General features: G+C 67.7%; 21 protein-coding genes and 1 tRNA gene. 18 read left to right on the top strand and 4 right to left on the bottom strand.

The window, feature by feature from the left end:
* The first annotated feature begins 4 nt into the window (after positions 1-4).
* From HPT29_RS02685 to ispH, 7 genes are all read left to right on the top strand, one after another.
* A complete protein-coding gene (locus HPT29_RS02685; RefSeq protein WP_173948137.1) occupies positions 5-1099 on the top strand; it encodes an SAM-dependent methyltransferase in 1095 nt (364 codons plus the stop codon).
* A gap of 81 nt (positions 1100-1180) precedes the next feature.
* Entirely contained in the window at positions 1181-2716 is a 1536-nt protein-coding gene (locus HPT29_RS02680; protein ID WP_173948136.1) for a phytoene desaturase family protein, read from the top strand.
* A gap of 95 nt (positions 2717-2811) precedes the next feature.
* On the top strand, positions 2812-3552 hold the full coding sequence (locus tag HPT29_RS02675; RefSeq protein WP_173948162.1) for a lysophospholipid acyltransferase family protein: 741 nt from the start codon (positions 2812-2814) through the stop codon (positions 3550-3552).
* On the top strand, positions 3549-4661 hold the full coding sequence (locus HPT29_RS02670; protein WP_173948135.1) for a glycosyltransferase family 2 protein: 1113 nt from the start codon (positions 3549-3551) through the stop codon (positions 4659-4661). The genes HPT29_RS02675 and HPT29_RS02670 overlap by 4 nt, the downstream gene beginning before the upstream one ends.
* Entirely contained in the window at positions 4658-6316 is a 1659-nt protein-coding gene (locus HPT29_RS02665) for a squalene/phytoene synthase family protein (protein ID WP_173948134.1), read from the top strand. Before HPT29_RS02670 ends, HPT29_RS02665 begins: the two co-directional genes overlap by 4 nt.
* A 13-nt stretch (positions 6317-6329) precedes the next feature.
* Positions 6330-7613: a hydroxysqualene dehydroxylase gene (locus HPT29_RS02660; RefSeq protein ID WP_173948133.1), complete on the top strand. Its 1284-nt coding sequence runs from the start codon at positions 6330-6332 to the stop codon at positions 7611-7613.
* Positions 7610-8578: a 4-hydroxy-3-methylbut-2-enyl diphosphate reductase gene (ispH, locus tag HPT29_RS02655; protein WP_173948132.1), complete on the top strand. Its 969-nt coding sequence runs from the start codon at positions 7610-7612 to the stop codon at positions 8576-8578. The genes HPT29_RS02660 and ispH overlap by 4 nt, the downstream gene beginning before the upstream one ends.
* On the opposite strand, the gene HPT29_RS02650 is transcribed toward ispH, so the two are convergent.
* The gene (locus tag HPT29_RS02650) at positions 8557-9978 is read right to left on the bottom strand and encodes an MATE family efflux transporter (RefSeq protein ID WP_173948131.1); all 1422 of its coding nucleotides are present in this window, start codon (positions 9976-9978) and stop codon (positions 8557-8559) included. The two genes, ispH and HPT29_RS02650, sit on opposite strands and share 22 nt — an antisense overlap.
* Before the next feature lie 143 nt (positions 9979-10121).
* Between HPT29_RS02650 and HPT29_RS02645 the strand changes: the two genes are divergently transcribed.
* Positions 10122-11099, top strand: a complete 978-nt coding sequence (locus HPT29_RS02645; RefSeq protein WP_173948130.1) for an amidoligase family protein — start codon at positions 10122-10124, stop codon at positions 11097-11099.
* On the top strand, positions 11096-11797 hold the full coding sequence (locus HPT29_RS02640; RefSeq protein ID WP_173948129.1) for a gamma-glutamyl-gamma-aminobutyrate hydrolase family protein: 702 nt from the start codon (positions 11096-11098) through the stop codon (positions 11795-11797). Before HPT29_RS02645 ends, HPT29_RS02640 begins: the two co-directional genes overlap by 4 nt.
* 46 nt (positions 11798-11843) lie before the next feature.
* Here HPT29_RS02640 and HPT29_RS02635 read toward each other — a convergent pair whose 3' ends face one another.
* Complete coding sequence (locus HPT29_RS02635) at positions 11844-13358, bottom strand: response regulator (protein WP_173948128.1); 1515 nt, start codon at positions 13356-13358, stop codon at positions 11844-11846.
* Between the two features lie 134 nt (positions 13359-13492).
* On the opposite strand from HPT29_RS02635, the gene HPT29_RS02630 reads away from it, so the two are divergent.
* The 4 genes from HPT29_RS02630 (at position 13493) to HPT29_RS02615 (ending at position 18800) form a co-directional block, all read left to right on the top strand.
* Complete coding sequence (locus HPT29_RS02630; RefSeq protein WP_173948127.1) at positions 13493-15748, top strand: glycoside hydrolase family 3 N-terminal domain-containing protein; 2256 nt, start codon at positions 13493-13495, stop codon at positions 15746-15748.
* Between the two features lie 134 nt (positions 15749-15882).
* Positions 15883-16623 carry a YoaK family protein gene (locus tag HPT29_RS02625; protein WP_315974854.1) on the top strand — a complete coding sequence of 247 codons (741 nt, stop codon included), beginning with the start codon at positions 15883-15885 and terminating at the stop codon, positions 16621-16623.
* 176 nt (positions 16624-16799) lie between these two features.
* The gene (locus HPT29_RS02620) at positions 16800-17888 is read left to right on the top strand and encodes an AI-2E family transporter (protein WP_173948125.1); all 1089 of its coding nucleotides are present in this window, start codon (positions 16800-16802) and stop codon (positions 17886-17888) included.
* A gap of 72 nt (positions 17889-17960) precedes the next feature.
* The gene (locus HPT29_RS02615) at positions 17961-18800 is read left to right on the top strand and encodes a DUF1206 domain-containing protein (protein WP_173948124.1); all 840 of its coding nucleotides are present in this window, start codon (positions 17961-17963) and stop codon (positions 18798-18800) included.
* A 24-nt stretch (positions 18801-18824) separates the two neighbouring features.
* On the opposite strand, the gene HPT29_RS02610 is transcribed toward HPT29_RS02615, so the two are convergent.
* Positions 18825-18901 (bottom strand) — tRNA-Arg (locus HPT29_RS02610).
* 517 nt (positions 18902-19418) lie between these two features.
* Here HPT29_RS02610 and HPT29_RS02605 point away from each other — a divergent pair.
* The 5 genes from HPT29_RS02605 (at position 19419) to HPT29_RS02585 (ending at position 22476) form a co-directional block, all read left to right on the top strand.
* Positions 19419-19631 carry a sugar phosphorylase gene (locus HPT29_RS02605; protein WP_173948123.1) on the top strand — a complete coding sequence of 71 codons (213 nt, stop codon included), beginning with the start codon at positions 19419-19421 and terminating at the stop codon, positions 19629-19631.
* Positions 19632-19814: 183 nt separating this feature from the next.
* A complete protein-coding gene (locus HPT29_RS02600) occupies positions 19815-19961 on the top strand; it encodes a hypothetical protein (RefSeq protein WP_173948122.1) in 147 nt (48 codons plus the stop codon).
* Positions 19958-20173 carry a hypothetical protein gene (locus tag HPT29_RS02595; RefSeq protein WP_173948086.1) on the top strand — a complete coding sequence of 72 codons (216 nt, stop codon included), beginning with the start codon at positions 19958-19960 and terminating at the stop codon, positions 20171-20173. Before HPT29_RS02600 ends, HPT29_RS02595 begins: the two co-directional genes overlap by 4 nt.
* A gap of 53 nt (positions 20174-20226) precedes the next feature.
* Positions 20227-21042, top strand: a complete 816-nt coding sequence (locus HPT29_RS02590) for a thermonuclease family protein (RefSeq protein WP_173948121.1) — start codon at positions 20227-20229, stop codon at positions 21040-21042.
* A 9-nt stretch (positions 21043-21051) separates the two neighbouring features.
* Entirely contained in the window at positions 21052-22476 is a 1425-nt protein-coding gene (locus HPT29_RS02585) for a M48 family metalloprotease (protein WP_173948120.1), read from the top strand.
* 76 nt (positions 22477-22552) lie between these two features.
* Here the strand turns inward: HPT29_RS02585 and HPT29_RS02580 are convergent, their stop codons facing one another.
* The gene (locus HPT29_RS02580; protein ID WP_173948119.1) at positions 22553-23425 is read right to left on the bottom strand and encodes an RNA polymerase factor sigma-32; all 873 of its coding nucleotides are present in this window, start codon (positions 23423-23425) and stop codon (positions 22553-22555) included.
* Between the last annotated feature and the right edge of the window lie 8 nt (positions 23426-23433).

The following is a 23433-nucleotide window of genomic DNA, read 5'->3' as shown; positions in this document are numbered from 1 at the left end:
TGCCATGCTGTGGCGCGCCTATGCTCTCCTGTCCCACGGAGGAGACCGCGTGGGCTTCGGATCCATTGGTCTTCCCTCCTGGCATCGCACGGCTGCTCCGCCGTTCCGGCGATCGGGCGACGTGCTGAAAGTCCTCGAAGAGGCCGATCATGCGATCTGGTCGGCCAGCGCCCTTTCAGCCTGTGCCGACAGCGGCCTTCTCGCCCAGCTCGGCAAGCCGACGGCGATTGACGAACTGGCACGAGCTGCATCGCTGCCGCTCCCGCTCGTGCAGGTCCTGATCGACGTTCTCGCCAGCTACGGATTCCTCGTGTGGGAGCACGGCCGCGTCCGTGCGGCCCCGTCCCTCATGCCCTTCACCACGCCCGAGGGGGTGGCGACTTTTCAGGCCTCCCTTCGGGCCCCACTTCTGCAGGCGCAGAGCTTCCGGCACCGATCGGCCGAGGGCGCCCTGACGCTTGACGGCTGGACCCACACCGACGAGGCGATCATCGAAGCACAGGGGACCCTGACCCAGCTCTGGACCACGCGGGCTCTGCCGAAATTGAAGTTTCTGCCGGGCCTCGTGCCGCGTCTCGAGAGACCCGGCGCGGGCCTTCTCGACGTGGGCGCAGGAGCCGCGGGCCTTTCGATCACGCTCTGCCGGCATTTCCCGCACCTGAACGCGGTGGCGCTCGAGCCCGCGCCGCACCCGGCCGCCGTCGGGACCCGCCATGTGCAGGAGGCCGGCCTTGCGGGTCGCATCGACGTTCGGCAGGAGCGCGTGGAAGATCTGAGGGACAAAGAGGCCTTCGACCTCGCCTTCCTGCCTCAGATGTTCCTGCCCGAGGCCATCATCCACGAGGCGATCGAGCGAGTCTTTCGGGCCCTGAGGCCGGGCGGGTGGCTTCTCGTCGCCGTTCTGGCGTCCGAAGGTCATGGCCGAGTCCCTGCGATCAACCGTCTGAAGAATCTGCTCTGGGGCGGAGGCATCCGCAATGTGAACCATCTGAGGCCACGCTTGGCCGCGGCCGGGTTCGACCCGGTGATCCGCGCACCGGGCGGGGCTTCACTTCGCATGATCTGCGCCCGTCGGCCAAACCTTCGTGATCCGCCTTGAACTGGCCCCTGGCCTTCCTAGAACCATGACGATTGGACGCAGACCCACGGCGCGTGGGCTCGTGCCCGGCAGGAGGAATGCGTGAGCGCTCGAGAGACTTCGGTTGCCGTCATCGGCGGAGGATTGGGCGGGCTGGCGGCGGCCTGTGTCGTGGCGGCTCGCGGGCACAAGGTCACCCTGTACGACAAGAATGCCTGGATCGGCGGCAAGGCGGCGGTTTTGCACGAGGACGGCTTCCGCTTCGACATGGGACCCACGATCCTCACCGTCCCGCGTGTTCTCGAACGCATCTTCGCGGAAGCCGGCCGCAACCTTTCCGACTATCTCGACCTCGTCCGCCTCGACCCGCAATGGCGGTGCTTCTTCGACGACGGCACGCAGATCGACCTCCAGGAGAACATCGCCGCCATGGCCGAGGCCATGGATCGCTTCGCGCCCGGCAAGAATGCCGGCGACGGGTACAAGCGCTTCCAGGAGATCTCCGCCCACCTTCACGACATCTCGAACCGGTTCTTCTTCTGGAAGCCCGTCGAGGATCTCTTCGACACCATCAACATCCGGGCCAACATGAACCCCGCGACCTTGCGGGATGTTCTGTCCCTGCGCATGGGCTCCTCCGTGGCCGGCACCATCCGGTCCAAGGTGAAGGACGAGCGCCTGGCGCAGATGCTGGACCACTTCACGCAATATGTCGGCTCGTCCCCGTACGGCTCGCCCGCGGTGCTCTGCGCGATCGCCCACATGCAGGCGGCCGATGGGGTGTGGTATCCCATGGGCGGCACCCGCGCCGTGGCGGAGGCCCTGGCGAAACTCGCCACGGAACTGGGCGCCACGATCAGGACCGACAGCGATGTCGCCTCGCTCAGGATCGTGAACGGCGCGGTCGAAGGCGTCGTCCTCGCGAGCGGTGAGACGGTCGCCTACGACAACGTCATCTCCAACATGGATTCCATCCGCACCTACCGGGAGCTCGTGGGCGGCGAGGTCGGCGAGCATTATGCGCGCAAGGATTTCGAGCCGGCCTGTTCCGGCGTGGTGCTCTATCTGGGCCTGAACAAACGCTACGATCATGTCCTCCACCATGACTTCGTGTTCTCCCGGGACCCGGAGGAGGAGTTCGACTTCATCTACCGGCGCGGCGAGCCGGCACCCGATCCCACCTGCTATCTCGCGGCGCCGGCCGCTACCGATCCGAGCGTCGCGCCGGATGGCGGCGAAGCGCTCTATGTGCTCGTCCATACGCCTTATCTGCGCCCGCACCACGACTGGTCGCAGATGTTCCCCGCCTACCGTCAGGTGATCATCGACAAGCTGAAACGGACGGCCGGCATGGACGACATCGAAGAGCGCATCGTCGTCGAGCGCCATCTCACGCCGCAGGACATCCATGACCGCTACAAAGTCCTCAACGGCGCCATCTACGGGTTGGCGAGCCACGGCAAGTTCATGGGCGCCTTCAAGCCGGGCAACCGCAGCCGGCAGGTGCGGGGCCTCTACCTTGCGGGCGGCGCCGCCCATCCGGGCCCCGGCATGCCGATGGTGATGATGTCGGGCTGGATCGCCGCCGACGCCCTCGATGCGGATTGCAAGGTCGAGAATCTACGGAACGTGTCTTGAGGCAGAACCCGAGCAAGGCAGAGACGGCGGGCGCCTTTCCCCACGGCCTGGGAGGCTCTCCCGTCGCGCGCCGCTCCGCCCTGCTCCACCGCTTCATGGTCTCGACCTTCCGACGCTACTTCACCCGCCACATGAATGCCCTGCGGATCGCCCCATGGGGCCTGCCGGATGCGCCGGAGCGGGGCCCGGTCATCGTCTATTCCAATCATCCGGCCTGGTGGGATGCCGCGGTCTACGTCCTGGCGGCCGACAGCCTCTTTCCCGCCTATGAGAGCTACGCGCCCATCGATGCCGCGATGCTCAAGCAATACGGCATCTTCGGCCGCATCGGCGCCTTCGGGGTCGATCTCGACAGCCCGCGCGGCGCAGCCGACTTCCTGAAGGCCGGCGGGGAGATTCTTGCCGCGCCCAACCGGGCGCTCTGGATCACCGCGCAGGGACGCTTCGGCGACGTGCGCGAGCGCCCGCTCGGCCTCAAGCCCGGCGTGGCGCGCCTCGTCGAGCGTGCGCCCGATTGCACGGTCCTGCCCCTGGCCATCGAGTACAGCTTCTGGCTGGAGCGCGGCGCAGAGGCCTTCATGGCGTTCGGCCCGGCGATGCGCGGGCAGGATCTCGTGAACCTCGCACGCCCTGCCCGCCTGGCGCGGCTCGAGGGCGAACTCGCCGCGACCCTCGACCGCCTGAGCGCCGACGTGCAGAGTCGCGATCCCGCCCGCTTCCGGGCCGTGCTCGAAGGGCGCGCCGGCGTCGGCGGGCTCTATGACGGATGGCGGCGAATGGCGGCGGCCCTGCGTGGACGCGCCTTCGACCCGTCCCACGAGGGACGCGCCTCATGATGGTGCTCGGCTTCCTCCTGCTCGCCCTGGCCGCCATCCCGTTCGTGCTCACGCTCATGAACCTGAGCACCCTCAGGGCGACGCCCCGCCACGCGCCGACGGGCGATGTTCTCGTGTCGATCCTCATCCCGGCCCGCAACGAGGCGACGAACATAGAACCGGCCCTCGAGGCGGCGCTCGGCAGCATGGGCGTGCCCGTCGAGATCCTGGTGATGGACGACGGATCGACCGATGGGACGGGCGACATCGTCCGCGCCGTCATGGCCCGCGATCCCCGGGTGCGCCTCCTCACTGCGCCACCGCTGGCGGAGGGCTGGACCGGCAAGATCCATGCCTGCCATCATCTCTCCGAGGCCGCACACGGCACGCATCTCCTGTTCGTGGACGCGGATGTGCGCCTGGGCCCCCATGCGGCGGCTCTGCTGGCGGGCCACGCGCAGGCCACCGATGCGGGTCTCGTCAGCGCCGTGCCGCGCCAGATCATGGTCACGCTGGGCGAGTTGCTGACGGTGCCGACGATCAATCTTCTGCTTCTCGGCTATCTGCCCATGGGCTTCATGCGCCTCTCGCGCGATCCCGGCCTCGGGGCGGCCTGCGGCCAGCTCATGCTGATGGAGCGCGGGGCCTACCGGGCCAGCGGCGGCCACGCGGCGGTCCGGTCGCGCATCCATGACGGCATCCAGCTGGCGCGCCTCTTTCGCCGCAAGGGCATCATGACGGATCTGATGCCCGGCGAGCGCCTCGCCACCTGCCGCATGTATGCCGGCCTCGACGAGGCCTGGAGCGGGTTTGCCAAGAACGCCCATGAAGGCATGGCGACGCCGGTCGCCCTGCCGATCTGGACCGTGCTGCTGCTCGGCGGCCATGTCCTGCCCTTCGCGCTTCTCCCCTTCCTGCCAAGCCTTCCGATTGCCGGTGCGGCTCTCCTGTCGCTCGTCACCCGCATGCTCGTGACCTTCGCCACGCAGGAGAACCCCTGGTCCATTCCCCTGCATCCCGTTACGACCTTTGTGGGCCTCGCCATCCAGTGGAGCGTGCTCCTGCGGATCGGAGATGCTTGCCGTGCCGGATGGAAGGGCAGGCTTTATCCCGTGGAGGAGAAGCCATGAGCATCGACGCCGGGCAACCCTCGAAGCGGCCGCGTGACGAGAACTTTCCGGTCGCCTCCCTGGTGCTCTCGCGCGAGCACCGGGACGCGGTTCTCGCCTTTTACGGGTTCGCGCGCACTGCCGACGACATTGCCGACGCACCCGAACTCGGCGCGGCCGAGAAGCTGACGCGTCTCGATGCTCTCGAACAGGCTCTCGTGGCCGGCGATACGGACATTCCCGAGGCCGCGCGCCTGCATGCCGTCGAGACGCGGCACGAGGCCGGCCTGAGCCAGGCCCGCGACCTGCTCCGCGCCTTCCGCCAGGACGTGGTCAAGGCGCGCTATCACGACTGGGCGGAGCTGATCGATTATTGCCGCCTGTCGGCCAATCCGGTCGGCCGGTTCCTGCTGGCCGTTCACGGCGAGCGCGGTTCGGCTCATGGGCCGGCGGATGCCCTGTGCACGGCGCTTCAGATCCTCAATCATCTTCAGGATTGCCGCAAGGATCGCGAGCACCTGGGCCGGATCTATATCCCGATCCGATGGATGCTGGGGGCGGGCTCGGAGAAGGCCTTCTTCGAACCGTCGCACACGGGAATGCGCCGCGATGTCTTCGACGCCATGCTCGACCGGGTCGACGCGCTGATCGATCAGGCGCAATCGCTGCCGGAGCACCTGCAGAGCAGGCGCCTGCGGGCGCAGAGCATCGCGACCATTGCCCTCGCCCGACGCCTGAGCGGGCGTCTGCGACAGGCCGATCCGGTTCTGGAGCGCATTCAGGTGAGCAAAGCCGACATCGGCATGGCATTCCTGCAGGGCGTTCGCGGCACCGTTCGGGCTCCCTCATCCAGCGACCGTCACGTCACGGCAGCCGTGGTGCGGCGCTCGGGCTCGTCCTTCCGCCTCGGCATGCAGAGTCTCGGTCCGGAGCGCCGTCGCGCCATTCATGCGGTCTATGCGTTCTGCCGCGCGGTGGACGACATCGCCGACGGCGCGGCGCCTGCGTCCGAGAAACGCGCCTTCCTGCGCGAATGGCGGCGCGAGCTCGACCGGCTTCATCGGGCACCGGAAACGCCCATCGGGCGGGAGCTTGCCCGGGCGTCGACTCTCTTCAAGCTGCCCGTCGAGGAGTGCCATGCCCTGCTCGACGGCATGGAGACGGACAGCGCCGACCGGGTGCGCTTGGCCGGCGATTATGAACTGGGCCTCTACGGCCGCCGGGTCGCCGGCTCGGTCGGCGCCCTGTCGATCCGCATCTTCGGCGTACCCTCGGCGCACGACTTCGCGCTCAATCTCGGACGTACCCTGCAGCTCGTGAACATCCTGCGCGACGTGGACGAGGATGCGGCCTGCGAACGGGTGTACATCCCCCTGTCCCGGCTCGCACAGCTCGGATTGCAGGACGCCCCGGCGGTCACGCTCGTGGCGGATCCGCGTTTCGCCCGCGTCTGCGAAACCCTCGCGGGGGAGGCGCGTGCCGGTTTCGCGGATGCGGATGCGGCCCTGGCGCGTCTCGACCGCCGGGCTCTGAAACCGGCGATCCTGATGATGGAGAACTACCGCCGCGTCCTCGACCGACTGCAGGCCCGCGGCTGGGGCGTCCGTCAAGGCAGGCTGCGCCTGAGCGCCGCCGACCGGCTGCATCTCATCACCCGCGCCATGAGGCCCGCATGACGACGAGGCCCGCATGACAAGGCGCACCCACATCGTCGGAGCCGGCATCGCGGGCCTGAGCGCGGCGCTTGCCGTCACGGGGCAAGACGGCGAGGCCGTGGTCTACGAGGCCGCCCCGCAACCAGGCGGGCGATGCCGGACGCTCCAGTCCTCCGATGGCTTCATCCACGACAACGGCACCCATGTGCTGTTCACGGCGAACGGACGGACGCTCGATCTCCTCAAGGCGGTCGGCGCCCGCAACCGGTGGATCGAGCCCGAGCCCAAGGGGCTTCCGCTCTACGACGGACGGACGGATGCGTTTCAGCGCGTCGGGCTTTCCCCCTGGTCCTGGCTTCTTCCCTCGCGCCGCCCGCCCGGCCTGACCCTGCCGGATCTCGCGCGCATCCTGCGCCTCGTCTTCCCCGCGAAGGACTGCCCGGTCGCATCCATCATCGGCGATCGGCCGATCATGGACAGCCTGATCGAGCCCTTGACGGTGGCGGTGCTCAACACCCCGGCCGCGCAGGCGTCCGCGCAACGGCTTGCCTGCGCTCTGCGACGGCTCCTCCGGCCCGGCTCCGGACGGCTGCTGGTGGCGAGGAACGGACTGAGCGCGGACCTGATCGAGCCTGCTCTCGCCACGCTCGCGACGAGAGGCACGTCCGTTGTCACGGGGCAGCGCCTGCACAGGCTCCTGATCAGCAACGGGCGTGCCATCGGCATGGCCCTGTCCGACCGCACCGTGATGCTCGGTCCCGACGACCAGGTCGTTCTGGCGCTTCCACCCTACGAGGTGGCGCGGCTGCTCCCGGGCCTCCCGGTGCCCGCCTCCTTCGAGCCGATCCTCAACGTCCACTTCCGCATGGCCGGCCCGGCCGCTCCGCGCTTCGTCGGCTTTACCGGCACGCTGGCGCAATGGGCGCTGATCCGGCCGGCCCATGTGAGCGTCACCGTCTCGGCCGCCGACGCGGTGATCGACCAGAATTCCGCCGATGTAGCGGCCAGGATCTGGCGCGAGATCGTGCCGGCGCTGCGCCGTCTCGGCCTCGATGCTGCCGGCGACCGCCAGCCCGAAACCAGGGTGGTGAAGGAGAAGCGCGCGACGATCCGCCAGGCCGCCGAGTTTCTCCCGCAACCACCCCTGCTGCCCCTCGCCAATCTCGCTCTGGCCGGGGACTGGCTCGGATCCCTTCCCGCCACCATCGAGAGCGCCGTCATGGCCGGGGAGCATGCCGCTGCCCTCCTGCGCAATGCACGCTGCACCCGCGCTTCCATTCTGCGCGACCGCCCCTTGAAGACGGAGGATGCGGCATGATCCAGGACCATCTCCCGCTCACCGTGCTGCTCGCGGCGCCCCGCAGTTTCTGCGCCGGAGTCGAACGGGCCATCCGCGCCGTCGAGGATGCTCTCGAGCGGACCGGAGGGCCCGTCTACGTGCGTCACGAAATCGTGCATAACGGCCGCGTGGTGGAGGACCTCAGGCGCAAGGGCGCGATCTTCGTCGAGGACATTGCCGAGATCCCGGACGGAGCCGTGGCGATCTTCAGCGCCCATGGCGTATCCCGTGCGGTGGAGCGCGAGGCGGCGGGGCGTCAGCTCTCGGTGCTCGACGCCACCTGCCCACTCGTCCGCCGCGTCCATCTCGAGGGGCAGCGTCATGCCAGGGCCGGACGCGAGGTCATCGTCATCGGCCACCGCGGCCATGTGGAAATCGAGGGAACGACGGGGCAGATCGACGGCATCGTCCACGTGATCGAGAGCGTCGCCGAAGCCCTGACGGTTCCCGTCACCAACCCCGAGCGCATCGCCTACATCACCCAGACGACCCTCTCCGTCGACGATACGCGCGAGATCATCGCGGCCCTGAAGAAGCGCTTCCCGTCGATCCAGGGGCCCGACGTCAAGACGATCTGCTACGCGACGCAGAACCGCCAGATGGCCGTGCGCGTGATCGCCAAGCGGGCGGAGCGGATCATCGTGTGCGGGGCGCGCAATTCCTCGAACACGAACCGTCTGTGCGAGGTGGCGGTCAGCGAGGGCCGCCAGGCCCTGCTCATGCAAGATCCGAAGGATCTGTCCCTCTCCTTCATCGACGGTGCGGCGGTCATCGGCCTGACCGCCGGCGCTTCCGCCCCCGAGGATCTGGTGCAGGAGGCGCTGGAGCGCCTTGCGCGGTGGCGCAGGCTGACTGTCGAAGAGGTGCGCGTGACCCATGAGGACGCGCAGTTCGCGCCCGTCGATCTCTCGCGCCTCGTCAATCAGCTCGCGAATGCTTCCTGAACGTCCTGCGGCGCCGCCGTGACCAGTCCCAGCCGGTCGCGGTGCAGCCAGCGCCACAGCATCAGGCAGGCCACCACGGCGAGCCCGCTCGCAAGGCCGATCCAGATGCCGACGCCGCGCAGCGAGGTGCCGAAGGCCAGGAGCGTCCCGAGCGGGAGGCCCACGCCCCAATAGCCGAACGCCGCATAGAGCATGGGCACCCGGGTATCCTGCAGGCCGCGCAGCATTCCGGCCCCTACCGCCTGCGCGCCATCGACCAGCTGGAAGATGGCGGCCACCACCAGGAAGGTCCGCGCCAGATCGATGACGAGCGCGTTCTTCGGGTCGCCCACGTCGAGGAAGACACCGAGCAGGAGATGGGGCGCGAACAGCATGAGGGAGGCCGTGACGACCATGAAGCCGGTGCCGAGCGCAAAGGACGTCCAACCGGCGCGGGTGACGCCCTCCGCGTCCTGCGCCCCGTAGGCCCGGCCCACGCGCACCGTCACGGCCTGACCGATGCCGAGAGGCACGGAGAAGCAGAAGGACGCGATCTGCAGCGCCACCGCATGGGCGGCCAGTTCGCTCGCGCCGATCCGGCCCATGAGCATGGCAGCGGCGTTGAAGATCGTCACCTCGAACATGAGCGTCAGGCCGATGGGAACGCCGATCCGCCACAGGGTGCGGTAGCGCGGCCAGTCGGCCCGCCAGAAGCGCCCGAAGACATGGTAGCGCCTGAACTTCGGATGGAGGACGATCACGAGGGCGAGCCCGAGGAACATGAAGATGCTCGAGATGATCGTGCCGATGCCGACGCCGATCAGCCCCAGGGCCGGCAGGCCGAACGAGCCGACCATCAGCACATAGGCGGCGCCGAAATTCACCGGAATGGCCAGGAGGCCGATGAACAGAGCCCAGCCGGGGCGCTCCAGGGCCGCCAGGAAGGAGCGCAGGACCAGGAAAAACAGAAACGGCAGAAGACTCCATTGCAGGGCACGGATGTACTGACCCGCATCGCGAGCAAGGCCCGCCTCCTGCCCGATGGCGAGAAGGATCGCCTCCCCGTTCCAGGCCACGATCCAGATCGGGACCGCGACGGTGACGCAGGCCCACAGACCCTGACGGACCGTGCGGCGCACCTCGCGCACGGAATGGCGCTTGCGGCCGAGTTCCTCGGCGATCATCGGCGAGGTCGCGTTGACGAGGCCGATGCCGAAGATCAGGAAGGCGAAGTAGAGATTCGTTCCCAGGGCGCCCGCGGCCAGAGCCCCAGACCCCATCCAGCCCATCAGGATGACGTCGGACGTGATCAGGGCGTTCTGCGCCACGGTGGCGAGAACCAGAGGCCAACCAAGGGACAGGGTCGCGCGCAGCTCCGCCATCCAGGCGGCGCGCTCGATCGGAGAGGTGCGGTGAATCATGGTAGCGGGCTTGTAACCGGCCCACGACCGGAAGGCCACACCTCACGGCTTTGAGGGGAACTCTTGCTGGACAAGGAACCCGAGCGGAAGCGCATCCGTTCATTCCCGTGCTCACGTTTTCGTGTTGTTTTCCGGAGTTCTCGATGGCGCAGCCGGCGCTCTCAACCGATATCGACTTCGCTCTCCCGCCCTGCCTGTACAACGAGCGGGGCGAACGGCGCACGGTCGGGGTCGAGATCGAGTTCGTGGGCCCGTCCGCGGAGCGGACCGTGCAGGCCCTGCAGCAGGCCCTCGGCGGCAGGCTGATCGAGGAGGATCCGCATGCCTTCGCCCTGAAGGAATCGGCCATCGGCGACCTTACGGTCGAGCTCGACAGCCGCATCCTGCACCCGGGCAAGCAGGCCGGAACGCAGAAGGGCGTGCTGCCCAAGATCGCGGCCCTGTTCGGATTCGCGGCCCGTTATCTCGTTCCGTGCGAATTGGTCACGGCCCCGTTTCCGATCGACCAGCTCCAGGAGCTCAACCGCATCCTGACGGTCCTGCGCGGGCTCGGCGCCAAAGGCACGCAGGATGCGCCCTTCTATGCCTTCGGTCTGCATTTCAACCCGGAGATCCCGCGCCAGGATGCGGCGACCCTCACGGCCTTCATGAAGAGCTTCGCCCTGCTCAACCCCTGGCTCCGACGGGAGGCCTCGCCGGACGCCACGCGCAATCTCCTCGGCTTTGCCGACCCGTTTCCGGCCGAGTACGTCCGCAGGATCGCAGAGCCGGATTACTGGCCGGACATCCCGGCCTTCATCGACGATTATCTCAGCCACAACGCGACCCGGAACCGGGATCTCGACCTGCTGCCGCTTCTGCATCATTTCGACTCGAAGCGCGTCCGAGCCATTCTGCCGAACGAGAAGATCAACGGCCGCCCCACGTTCCATTACCGCCTGCCCGATGCACGGGTCAGCGACCCGGGCTGGAGCATTGCGCCGGACTGGAACCGCTGGGTCTGCGTCGAGCGCCTGGCGGGCGACCGTGACACGCTGGACGCCGTTGCCTCCGCGTATCTGTCGTTCGACGGCGAGGACAAGAGCTGGGCCAACGTGGTGGAGCAGATCGTACGGTCATGACGAGCCCCTTGATCGGCGTCACCACGTCCCGGCGCGGTGGATGGCGCAGCTATCTCATGCACCGGCTGGCGCTCTACCGCGCCGGCGCGCGCTCCGTCCGCCTCGTGCCGGGACATCCGCTGCCGACGGAGCCGCTGCAGGGCCTCGTGATCGGCGGCGGCGACGATATCGGGGCCGAGATCTATGGCGGACATGTCCTGCCCGACGTGCGCATCGATCCCGAGCGGGACAAGCTGGAGCTCGGGCTCCTGAAGGCAGCCCTGCCGGCAGGGCTGCCGATCCTCGGCATCTGCCGCGGATCGCAGATGATCAACGTGGCGCTCGGCGGCACGCTGCATACGGACATCTACGAAGTGTATGTTCAGGCGCCGAAGATGCGCACGGTCCTGCCGCGCAAGACGGTCACCATCACGCGCAGCTCCCGGCTGGACCGGATCCTGAGCTGCAATCCCTGCCAGGTGAATGCCCTCCATCACCAATCCGTCGACCGGCTCGGACAGGGACTGACGATCGCCGCCCATGACGAGAGCGGCATCGTGCAGGCCATCGAGAGCGAGAGCGGTCCGTTCCTGCTCGGCGTTCAGTGGCATCCGGAGCTTCTGGTCTGGAAGAAGCCGCAGCAGCGATTGTTCGCGGCTCTGACCGATGCGGCGCGCGAGGCGGAGGCGCCCCTGTCGGCGGCAGCGCTCGCCGGCTAGATCGTCGAACCCGAACCGAACCTGCGTTCGGGTCCGATGCGCTTGTTCAGCGAGCGCGCCGCGACGTGCGCGGGAACAGCGAAATCACCTTGTTGTCGCTGCGCGCATTGAGGTGCCGCTGGATCGCCACATGCAGGTCGCGGCTGACGACGGGCTTTTGCAGCAGCGGGAACTCGCTGTCCTCGCCCGCGATGCTGGGACTGCCGGTGATCAGCAGCACGGGCAGGTCTGGGAAAACCTGCCGCACCTCGCGCGCCAGTCCGACTCCGTTCATCGTTCCGTGCATGGCCACATCGGCGAGCACGAGAGCGGGCCTGCGCGTGTTCAGGGCCTTCACGGCCTGGGCCGCGTCTGTCGCGATGCTGGTGACGTAGCCGAATTCCTCCAAGGTCGATTGCAGCGCCAGCGCGACTTCGAGTTCGTCGTCCACCACCAGAACCTCCGTATGGCCCTGCACGCTCTCGTCCGGTGCATCGTCCTCGCGCAGAGGAGCCATGGGGAGCAGGGTCGCATCGGACCGGGGAATGTAGAGGATGATGGACGTCACAGGACCGTCCCGGCGGACTTCCGAGGTTCCGCCGAGCTCCTGCAGGAAGTGGAGGCTCTGACGAAGGGACAACCAGGATGAGAGGTCGAGATCCCGCAGGGCGAAGGCCTGCTCCGCGTCCGTCTCCACGGTATGGCGTCCCTCATCGGGGCCGGCGCTGTGGATGGTGAGCTGCACGAAGTCGCCCTCGCGGGTCAGATCGGGCAGCGCGCCTCTGTCGACCTGCACGTTCCGGGCCTCGATCGTGATGGCCCCCCCTTGAGGCAGGGCGTCGCGAACGTGGCCGCTCAGGGACACGATGGCCGTCTGGATGTCGTCGGGATCCGCCTCGATGGTCCAGAGGTCCTCCGCCAGGGACACGTGCAAGTCGACCGTGTCGCGCAGCAGAGAGCGGCTCATCAGGTCGGCGACCGCACTCACCTGTTCGGCAATGTTCACGTATTGCCGCTTCCCCTCGCCCGGCTTGGCGAAGGCCGTCGATTGCGCGATGAGCTTGGCAGCCTGATCCGAGGCCACCAGCGCCGAGAGCAGCTTGCGCTGGAGGATCGGCTGGTCCTTCAGCTGGCGGGCTGCCGCATCGATATTGGCACTGATCACCATGAGCCGGTTGTTGAGGTCGTGCGCGATCCCGTCCCGCAGCCGATCGACCGCCTCGGCCTTCTGCATGCGGCGCAGCACATCGTCTTCGTCGGATGCCGGCGGCTCCTCGAACGCAGTGAATTCGGCAAAGGTGAGGGCTGGGTCCTCAGGCAGTTCGAAGGCCGCCGCGGTGACGTCCTCGAACACGGAGAATTCGTCGGATTCTCCATCCTCCCTGTCTCGCAGAGACTGCCTGATCTGGCGGCCGATCACCAGGGGGGATCCGGCGGCGAGCAGCAGAAACAGTCCTGCCGAAGCGGCGACGAGAGCCGAGTTCCGGAGATAGGCGGCCGCCGCCAAGGCTGCTCCCGACATGATCAGGGCGCCGGACAGGCTCAGCAGGGACAGCTTCAACGAGACGGGCAGCAGATGCATGAGGCTTTCTAAAATATGATTTGACCTGACGGCCCCCAGACGCCACTTGCACAACCAATCTTGTGCGGCACGACCGGGCGGCAAGCGAGGGCGGTCTCGCGATAAAGTGGTATTGTTCCATAAAGGAGATAATTGTGCGGCTTTCTGATGTCCCGGGCTTGACGCAACTGGCGCTTGCATTCGCCCTGACGGCTTCCTCTCCTGCCACAGCGGCCGCTCAGGAAACCGGAGACCAGGCGGTCGAGCGCCGCGTGAACGAGCTTCTCGGGCAGATGACCCTGGAGGAGAAGGTTGGGCAGCTAAACCTCGTCTCCCACGGCCCGCCGCTGCGCTGGGAGGACATTTCGGAAGGTAAGGCCGGGGCTCTCCTGAATTTCAACAGCGCCCAGGACGTCGCCCGGGCTCAGGGGCTGGCCCGCCAGAGCCGCCTCAAGATCCCGCCCCTGTTCGGCCTCGACGTCCTGCACGGCTTCCGCACCCAGTTTCCCCTGCCCCTGGGCGAGGCTGCGGCCTTCAGCCCGCGCGTCTCGCGTCTCGCGTCCGAATGGGCCGCCAAGGAGGCCGCCTATGTGGGCGTGAACTGGACCTTCGCACCCATGGCCGACCTGTCGCGCGACAGCCGCTGGGGCCGCATCGTCGAGGGCTTCGGCGAGGATCCCACCCTGGGCGCCGCCCTCACGGCGGCTCGCGTGGAAGGCTTCCGCAAGGGGGGCCTCGCGGCAGCGGCCAAGCATTTCGCCGGCTACGGGGCTCCTCAGGGCGGGCGCGATTACGACACGACCTATATCCCGCGAGCCGAGATGTACGACACCTACCTGCCGCCGTTCCGGGCCGCCGTGGAGGCCGGCACGGCGAGCTTCATGGCGGCCTTCAACGCCCTGAATGGCGAGCCTTCGACGGCCAATCCATGGTTGCTGACGGATGTGCTGCGTACCCAGTGGGGCTTCGACGGCTTCGTCACCTCGGATTGGGTCGGCATTGGAGAACTCATCAACCACGGCGTCGCGGCCGACGGCGCGGAGGCCGCCCGCAAGGCGATCCTCGCCGGGGTCGACATGGACATGATGGGCCAGCTCTACATCAGGCACCTGCCCGACGAGGTGCGCGCCGGCCGCGTGCCGGAGAGCGTGGTCGACGAATCCGTGCGGCGCGTGTTGCGCGCCAAGTTCCGCATGGGCCTGTTCGACCGTCCGGACATCGACCCGACCCGCGTGGATTCGACCTTCCCGACGCCGGAATCGCGCCAAATGGCCCGGGAGGTCGCGCGCGAAACCTTCGTGCTGCTGCAGAACCGGGACAACGTGCTGCCGGTGCCGTCGACCGCGCGTTCCATCGCCGTCATCGGGCCGCTCGCCGATGCGCCGCACGACCAGCTCGGGCCTCATGCCGCCCGCGGCCATAAGGAGGACAGCGTCTCGATCCTCGAAGGAATCCGCCGACGCGCCGAGAGTGCCGGGATTTCGGTGCGCCATGCCCCGGCCTGCGACCTGTTCTGCCGCAACACGGACGGACTGCCCGCCGCGCTCGATGCGGCCCGGCAGTCGGACTTCGTGATCGCGGTCTTCGGCGAACCGCAGGAACTGTCCGGCGAGGCCGCCTCCCGGGCCCATCTGGAGCTCAACGGCCGGCAGATCGAGGTGCTGGAGGAGCTCGCCAAGACCGGCAAGCCCGTTGCCCTCGTGATCATGGGCGGCCGGCCGCAGGTGCTGGGTCCGGCGGCCGAGCGCATCCCGTCGATTCTGATGGTCTGGTATCCGGGCACGGAAGCCGGTCCGGCGGTGGCCGATGTGCTGTTCGGCGACGTGAGCCCGAGCGGCAAGCTGCCGGTCACCTGGCCGCGCGCCACGGGACAGCTGCCCTTCTACTACAACCGGCTCCCCAGCAGCCGTCCCACCCTGCCCAACAACCGCTTCACCCTGAACTACATCGACGAGGCGATCACGCCGCTCTACCCCTTCGGCTGGGGCCTGAGCTACACGCAATTCGCCTATTCCGACGCAAAGCTGGCGAGCCGGCGGCTCGACGAGGGCCAAACCCTGGAAGTGTCCGTCAGCGTGAAGAACACCGGCGCGCGGGACGGCCAGGAGGTGGTGCAGCTCTATACCCGCGATCCGGTGGCGAGCCGCAGCCGTCCCCTGCGCGAGCTGAAGGCATTCGAGAAGATCGCGCTGAAAGCCGGCGAGACGAAGCAGGTGACGCTGCGGGTGCCCGTCGAGTCCCTCGGCTTCCACCTCGACGACGGCACCTATCTCGTCGAGGCCGGGGCCATCCAGGTCTTCGTCGGCGGCTCTTCGCTGGCCGAGCCCGCGGGCGAGGCCGAGGTCCTCAAGACCGTCCGCATCCCGCCCATGGAGCGGCGCGCCTCGGCCTCGACGAGCGTCGCGCAATAAGCGCAACGACGGCCGGAGACCGGTCTCCGGCCGTCGTTGCGGCCTCTTGGATTCAGCAGGGGATCGGCGATAGGCTCATCTCCATGAGAGTCCAATCGACAAAGCCGGGGCATCGGGATTTCACGATCCGATCGGTGAGGACCATCGCGGCGTCCGAACGGACGGGCATGGCCGATACGCTCCTGGGCATGGCCCTCACCTTCGTGGCGGGGGCCGTCAACGCCGGCGGCCTTCTGGCGGTCGGCCAATACACCTCGCACATGTCGGGAATCGTCTCCGCGACGGCCGACAATATCGCCCTGGGCTCGCTGGGCCTCGCAGGGTTGGGCCTCGGGGCCTTTCTACCCTTCGTCTTCGGGGCGGCGTGTTCAGCCATGCTGATCAACTGGGGCAGGCGCCATCATCTGGGCAGCCGCTATGCCATGCCGCTGATGCTCGAGGCCTTCCTTCTTCTGGCCTTCGGCCTCCTGGGCTGGCTCACCCATCCGTCGCCGGGCTTCGCGGTCGTCGCGGTGCCCCTCCTCTGCTTCATGATGGGCCTCCAGAATGCCACGGTGACGAAGATCTCGGGCGCCCGCATGCGCACCACCCATGTGACCGGCATCGTGACCGATATCGGGATCGAGCTCGGCAAGCTGTTCTACTGGAACCGCAATGCGCACAATCCGGACCGGGTCCTGGCGGACCGGGGCAAGCTGCGCCTGCTTGTCCTGCTGTTCGCATCCTTCTTCGCCGGCGGCATCATCGGGGCCATCGGATTCAGCAGGATCGGGTTCCTGTTCGCGCTGCCCTTCGCCCTGCTCCTGCTTCTGCTTGCCGGACCGCCCCTCGCCGAGGATGCGGCCGCCCTGACCCGACGCGCGACAAAGCGCTGACCCGGCATTGGCCAGCGTGAGGCGGGTCCTAGAGCATCGGACCCAAAAGCGGGTCCACTTTTGGAATCTCATCCGATGCACCGCTCCTTGAAGAGCGCATCGTTCGGGGCGGACCCAAAGGGCCGCGTCAGCGAAAATCGGATCCACTTTTCCGCACGATGCACTAGATCCCCTCCATGCAAGAGAGAGCCGCCGGCACCCTTCCGACACCGCCTGACGCGCGCACGCGCCGGACGACCCGCTTCATCGGCGCGGCGCTTCTCCTCGCGCTGACGCTCTGGATGATCCAGTCCTATCTCGTCACGCTCGGCTGGGCGGTGATCATCGCCATCAGCGTTTGGCCGCTCTACCGGCGGATCCGCGCCCGCCTCGAGGGCTCCCGCATCGCCGCGCCACTGCTCGTGACGATCGGGCTTGCGGCCCTTCTCCTGGTCCCGGTTGCCCTTGTCCTCACCGAAATCGGCCGCGAAGGGCAGTTCGCGGTGCAATGGGTCACGAACATTCAGCAGAACGGTCTTCCCGTGCCTGAATGGGTTCACCGGGTGCCGCTGATCGGCGGCCATCTGGCCCCCTGGTGGCAGGCGCATCTGGCTCAGCCCCATGCCGCCGAGCAGTTCCTGAACGGCATCGACAACCGGACCTTGACCGGCTGGTCGAAGAGCCTGGGCGGTGCGCTGGCCTCGCATGTGCTCCATGCCTTCCTGACCTTCCTCACCCTGTTCATCCTGCTGCGCAACGGCGACGAGGCCGCCCGGCACGTCCTCAACGCCATCGACCGCTGGTTCGGACGGCCGGGCGAGCGTCTGGCCGAGACCATGGCGACGGCCGTGCGGGGGACGGTGAACGGAACGATCCTGGTGGCCGTGGGCGAAGGGATCCTGATCGGCATCGGCTTCATGGTGGCCGGCGTGCCGAATGCCATCCTGTTCGCCGTTCTCACCGCGGCTTTCGCGATGCTGCCGCTGGGCGCGTGGTTCGCCTTCGGGGCCGCAGCCATCGCGCTGGTGCTAGCGGGCGGGTCCGTCCTGGCGGCCGCCGGCGTGGTCGGTTGGGGCGCGGTCATCATGCTGATCGGCGACAATGTGGTTCAGCCGGCCCTGATCAGCGGAGCGGCGGAACTGCCCTTCCTCTGGACCCTTCTCGGCATCCTCGGCGGCCTGGAAACCTTCGGGCTGATCGGCCTTTTCCTCGGCCCGGTCCTGATGGCGGCGCTCCTGACGATCTGGCGCCAGCAGAGCAGGCCCGTTCCCGACCAGCCGCGATGAGCGATGTCGTGGCCGCAAGGAACATCCTCGCAGGCTTGACGGTTCATCTGTACCAGACCGGAGCCACCCACCATGCCCACGATCAGCCGTAACCCCGTCGAGACCCTGGCCCGTCTCGGCTATGGCGCGCGCGGCGTGGTCTACGGCCTCGTCGGGGGACTGGCCCTTCTCGCGGCCATGGGATCCGGCGGCCAGACGGGGGGCAGCCGCCGAGCGCTGCAATCCCTGCTCTCGCAGCCTTTCGGCAAGCTCTGGCTGACTTTGATCGCGCTCGGCCTGTTCGGCTTCTGCGCGTGGCGCGTCCTGGAGGCCCTGACCGATGCCGACCATCGCGGCTCCGACCTGAAGGGCTGGGGCGTGAGGGGGGCGCATCTGATCAGCGGCGTCATCTATGCCGGCCTGGCGATCTCGGCCTTGAAGCTTGCCCTCGGCCGTGCCTCGGGCGGCGGCGAGGATCAGGCCGCTCAGGACTGGACGGCCTGGCTCATGAGCCAGCCCTTCGGTCAGTGGCTCGTCGGCCTCGTCGGCCTAGCCATCGCCGGGACGGGTCTGGCCTTCGTGGCGAAGGCCTGGCGCGGCAATGTCACGGAGCGTCTGGCGCTGCCTGCCGACAAGCGGAACTGGATCGTCATCCTCGGCCGGATGGGCTTCGCGGCCCGCGGCGTGGTCTTTCTCATGATCGGCGGCTTTCTGATCCTCGCCGCCCTTCACGCTTCGTCCTCGGACGTCCACGGCCTCGGGGGCGCCCTCCAGGCCCTGCAGCAGCAGCCCTATGGCTGGGTGCTCCTGGCGCTCACGGCGCTGGGCCTCTTCGCCTTCGGCCTCTTCGGCCTCGTCCAGGCCCGCTACCGCCACATCGACGCGCCCGACCTCGACGACGCCAAGGCGGCCGTCGCCCGGGTAGGACGGTGAGTCGTAACAGGGGAGCTGAAATATTGGCGATCCCGGGAAGACTCGAACTTCCGACCTTCGGTTTAGGAAACCGCTGCTCTGTCCTGCTGAGCTACGGGACCGCGTGAGGACAGGGGATTTAGCACGGTCGGCAGGGTCATTCCAGAGGTTTGCCGTTCTTCGCCAGCGGAGAAAGCGTCATCGGTGACCCTGTGTCCCCGTTCGACCGGCCTCACGGCCATCGTGTCGCCGGTCACGGGCACGGCGGCCGGAGCGGCAATGCGGCCGGGTCGGCTACCGGGTCATGGGCTGGGCGGCACGAACCGGCAGCATGAGGCGTTCATAGGACGTGCCGGCCCTCGGGGTCTCGGACAGCCCTCCATCATGCCCTTGGCTCCAACCGCCCAACATGTTGGCCGGTCTCGATCAGTCGTTGCCAGGTGCCGGTTGCCAGGCCTAGGGATCGGTTTCATGGCTCACCCCCTGTTGCTGGCGACCGGCGCGCTCGATTCGACTCCCATCGCGCCGCCAGGAGGAGGTGGGTCGCCCGACGGAATGCCGCCGGAATCCGGACGATTCGCACCGCGAAGGAACCCGCCACGTCCCGGCCGGTTTGTTGAGGGCAACCGGAGGCATATCATGGCGCAGACGCTTCGAGACTTCCTGAAACAGGTCGAGAACCTTCCTCCCGATACCCTGCTCTGCGTGGCCGAGGTGGACGAGGCGTTTGCCGCTCACGTCGAGGAGATCGAGATCGTCGAGGACGCGAGGACGCAGAACCGGAAGGTGGAAGGCACCGAGGCAGTCGAGCTGGGTAACGGCCATCAGAGGGTCGTGGTGATCCGCTGGTAGTTCCGGGAAATCCGTACTCGACCGTGAGAAACCCGCAGATCTTGGCCGCAACAATTCGTGCCCTTTGCCATTGATGTCCCGGGAAAACGGTTCCTGCCGGCCTGCGGCCCGCTCCTGAGAAGTGGGAGGTCCCGCGCCCGGCCGTTGCCCCGTCCCGGCACGACAACCAGTCAGGATTTCATCATGACGAAAAACATCCCAGGCTCGCGCACGAATCCCGAGGGCATTCCCCAGGAAGGCCATGGCGGCTCGAACGGGCGCGGAACGCAGCACCAGCAGGGCAAGGACGGCAACGGCGCCCAGAAGCGGCAACAAGAGAAGAAATCATGAGCAGCACCGGCAATCGCAGCAACCCGAACGAGACCCGCATCGGGGGCCGTCCGGAGACCAACGAGGCTCGCGGCGATGCGGGCGCCAAGCCCGATATCGGCCGACAGGGCGGCGCGACGCATCAGGAAAGCCGCGACCACAACAAGCACAACAAGGCCGGGCAGAGCGGTCACGCACCGCAGAAGCACAGCCCGGCGCAGGAAAAGCACTGAGCGGCCCGTTTCAAGCGTAGCCGTTCTCTGCCGAACGGGTATGATCCCGTCTGATGACGGGATCGACCCTGAAAGCTTTCTGGGGCGCAGGCCTCGGGATCGTCCTGACGATCCCGGCCGGCTGGGCGCAGCCCCTTTCGCCGGCACGACAGAAGCCGGGCTGCGTGGCCGAAGCGCGACCCGATCGGCTGCAGGCCCTCTCCCCAGAGGGCGACCTCGTTCTGGCCTCGGGCTTCCTGGCCCGGCTTGCCGGCATCCGGCTTCCCGACGAGGCGCCGCACCGCGCGATGGCCGTGGCCTGGCTGCAGGACCGGGCGGAGCAGCCCGTTCTCATCCAGGCCGCCGCCGGCCCGGATCGCTGGGGGCGAATTCCCGCCCGCATCCGGTCCTCCGGTCAGACCCCTCCGGTCGATTGGAGCCATGTCCTCGTGGAGGCCGGGCTCGCGATGGTGGATGCGGGCCTGGACGATCCCTTCTGCCAGCCCGAACTGCTCGCTTTCGAGGCCACCGCCCGCGAACGACGCCTTGGTCTTTGGGCCGATGACCGCTATAAGCCCGTGGACGTCAATGAGTCCGAGCGCCTGCGGGACCGAATCGGGAGCTTCGTGCTGGTCGAGGGTCGCGTAAGGAGCATCGGGGAGCGCAAGCAACGCACCTACTTGAATTTCGGGGGGCACTGGGCAGAAGACTTCACGATCATCATTCCGAGGAAGACCTGGAAGCAGATGTCGGATCGCGGCATGGGCGCCGAGGCGCTCAAGAATCGGCAGATCCGGGCCCGAGGCATTTTGCAGTCTTGGCAAGGGGCGGCCTTCTCCATTGTCATACCGGATATGATCGAGCGTCTCGAAGACGGTCGCCTGCCATGATGAACGAGCATGAGCATCACACGTCCGACAGGTAGCTTCAGAGGTCTCGCGACCATCATGCTCGGCGCCATGCTTGCAGGCTGCACCGGCTTCGGCGGGGACGTTTCGCTGCCCGCCAACGCACCCCGGGTGATCGGCCCGGACAGGGACCGGGACCATATCAGGCTCGTGAGGGCGTTCGGGGGCGAAGGACGGGCGCCCCAGCTCCAGCAGATGCTCACCGACGTGACGAACCGGCTCGTCATGGCCACCGACAGGCCCGATGAGGCCTTCCAGGTGACGATCCTGAACTCGCCCGTGGTCAATGCCTTCGCCCTGCCCAACGGGCGCCTCTACGTGACCCGCGGGCTTCTGGCGCTCGCCAACGACACGTCCGAGGTGGCGGCCGTGCTGTCCCATGAGATCGCCCACGTGACCCTACGCCACGCGTCCCAGCGGAGCGAACTGCAGGCTCGCTCCGAGTTGATCGAGCGCGTGGCCGAGAACGTGCTGAACGACGCCGAGGAGGCCGCCGTGGCGCAGAGCCAGGCCCGTTCGACCCTGGCAAGCTTCTCCCGCGCCCAGGAGCTCGAGGCGGACCAGACCGGCGTTAAGGTGCTGGCCCGGGCCGGATTCGATCCCTACGGAGCCTCTCGCTTCCTGACCGCCCTGGGACGCTCGGGCACGAGTTCCGACAGTTCGACCGCGGAGCGGAACGCCTCGCACCCGCGCACGGACGACCGGGTGGCCCGGTCGCTTCAGGCGGCGCGGCGCACGGGCATGCAGGGCACCGGCGAGACCGGACGCCTCGCCTATCTGGGGGCCCTCGATGGGCTCGCCTATGGGGACGACCCGGCCGACGGCGTCGTGAAGGGCCGCCGCTTCATCCATTCGCGGCTCGGCGTCGCCTTCGAGGCGCCGGAGGGCTTCACCCTGGAGAACACCTCCCAGGCCGTGCTAGGCGCCTCGGGCGACAGCGAGCGCCGTCTCCTGTTCGATGCGGCCGACACGCCGGAGGGGCAGAGCCTCGAGGATGTGCTGCGCTCCACCTGGACGGACACACTCGAACCCGGCACCCTGACCACCGGGATGGTGAACGGCCTGCCGGTGGTCACCGCCCTGTCGAACGGCAAGGAATGGACCTTCCGCCTCTCGGCCATCCGGATCGGCAGCACCACCTACCGGCTCATCATGGCGACCCGCGGCAACAGGGGAGACCTGGAGGCCATCTTCCAGCAGACCCTGAACAGCGTCCGGCAGGTGCAGCCTGACGAGGCTCGCCGGATCAGGCCGCTGAAGCTCCAGATCATCACGGCCCAGCGCGGCGACACGGCCCAGTCCCTGGCCGCCCGGATGCCGGTCGACCGGGCGCTCGAGAAATTCCAGCTCCTCAACGGGCTCGACAGGAACGACGCCCTGAAGGTGGGCGAGCGCTACAAGGTCGTCGTGGAGTAGACTTTCCGGGTCCTAAAAGGAAAGCGGCGAGGCGGTGACCACCTCGCCGCGTGCATTGTGTGCGAACCCGGAGCCGTCAGACGAAGGCCCCGGAGGCCTGGGGGTACTTTTCCACCAGGGCGCGCTTGAGCTTTTCCAGAGCCCGGTTCTCGATCTGACGGACTCGCTCCTTGGAGATCCCGAGCCTGTCGCCCAGAAATTCCAGGGTTACCTGCTCATCGTCGAGACGGCGGGCCCGCAGGATCCGCAATTCGCGCTCGTTGAGAACCTCGAGCGCCTGCTGCAGCCAGCGCACGCGGCGCTCGGTGTCGATCACGTCGCTGACGCTCTCGTCCGGCAGCGGGCTGTTGTCGACGAGGAACTCGACGCGCTCGGCGGAGTTGCCCGGATCCGCGTCCAGGACCGGCGCATTGAGGGACGTGTCGGGTGCGGACAGGCGGGCATCCATGAGAGCGACGTCCGCTTTGGAAACACCGATCGCCTCGGCGATCTTCGCGTGCACGTCGGACGAGATGCGCTCCTCGCCGCCACGGGTCAGGCGGGCACGCAGGCGGCGCAGATTGAAGAAAAGTGCCTTCTGGGCGGAACTCGTTCCGCCGCGAACGATTGACCAATTGCGAAGGATGTAATCTTGCACGGAGGCACGGATCCACCAAGTCGCATAGGTCGAGAAGCGGACTTCCCGTTCGGGCTCGAACCGGGCGGCGGCTTCGAGAAGACCCACATGGCCTTCCTGAACGAGATCGGCCATGGGCAGGCCATAGTGCCGGAAACGGGCTGCCAGCGCGATGACGAGGCGCATATGGGCAGCAGTCAGTTGATGAAGTGCTGCTTCATCGCGGTTCTCTTTCCAGCGCACGGCAAGAAGATGCTCCTCTTCCCTTTCGAGAAAAGGTGCATTCATGGCTGCGCGGACGAACCGGCGGCGAACCCCTGAGATTTCTCCCATTGTGTGCT

It is taken from the genome of Microvirga terrae (assembly GCF_013307435.2).
In the GTDB taxonomy this organism is placed as follows: Bacteria; Pseudomonadota; Alphaproteobacteria; order Rhizobiales; family Beijerinckiaceae; genus Microvirga; species Microvirga terrae.
This window is presented reverse-complemented; position numbering and strand designations above follow the sequence as displayed.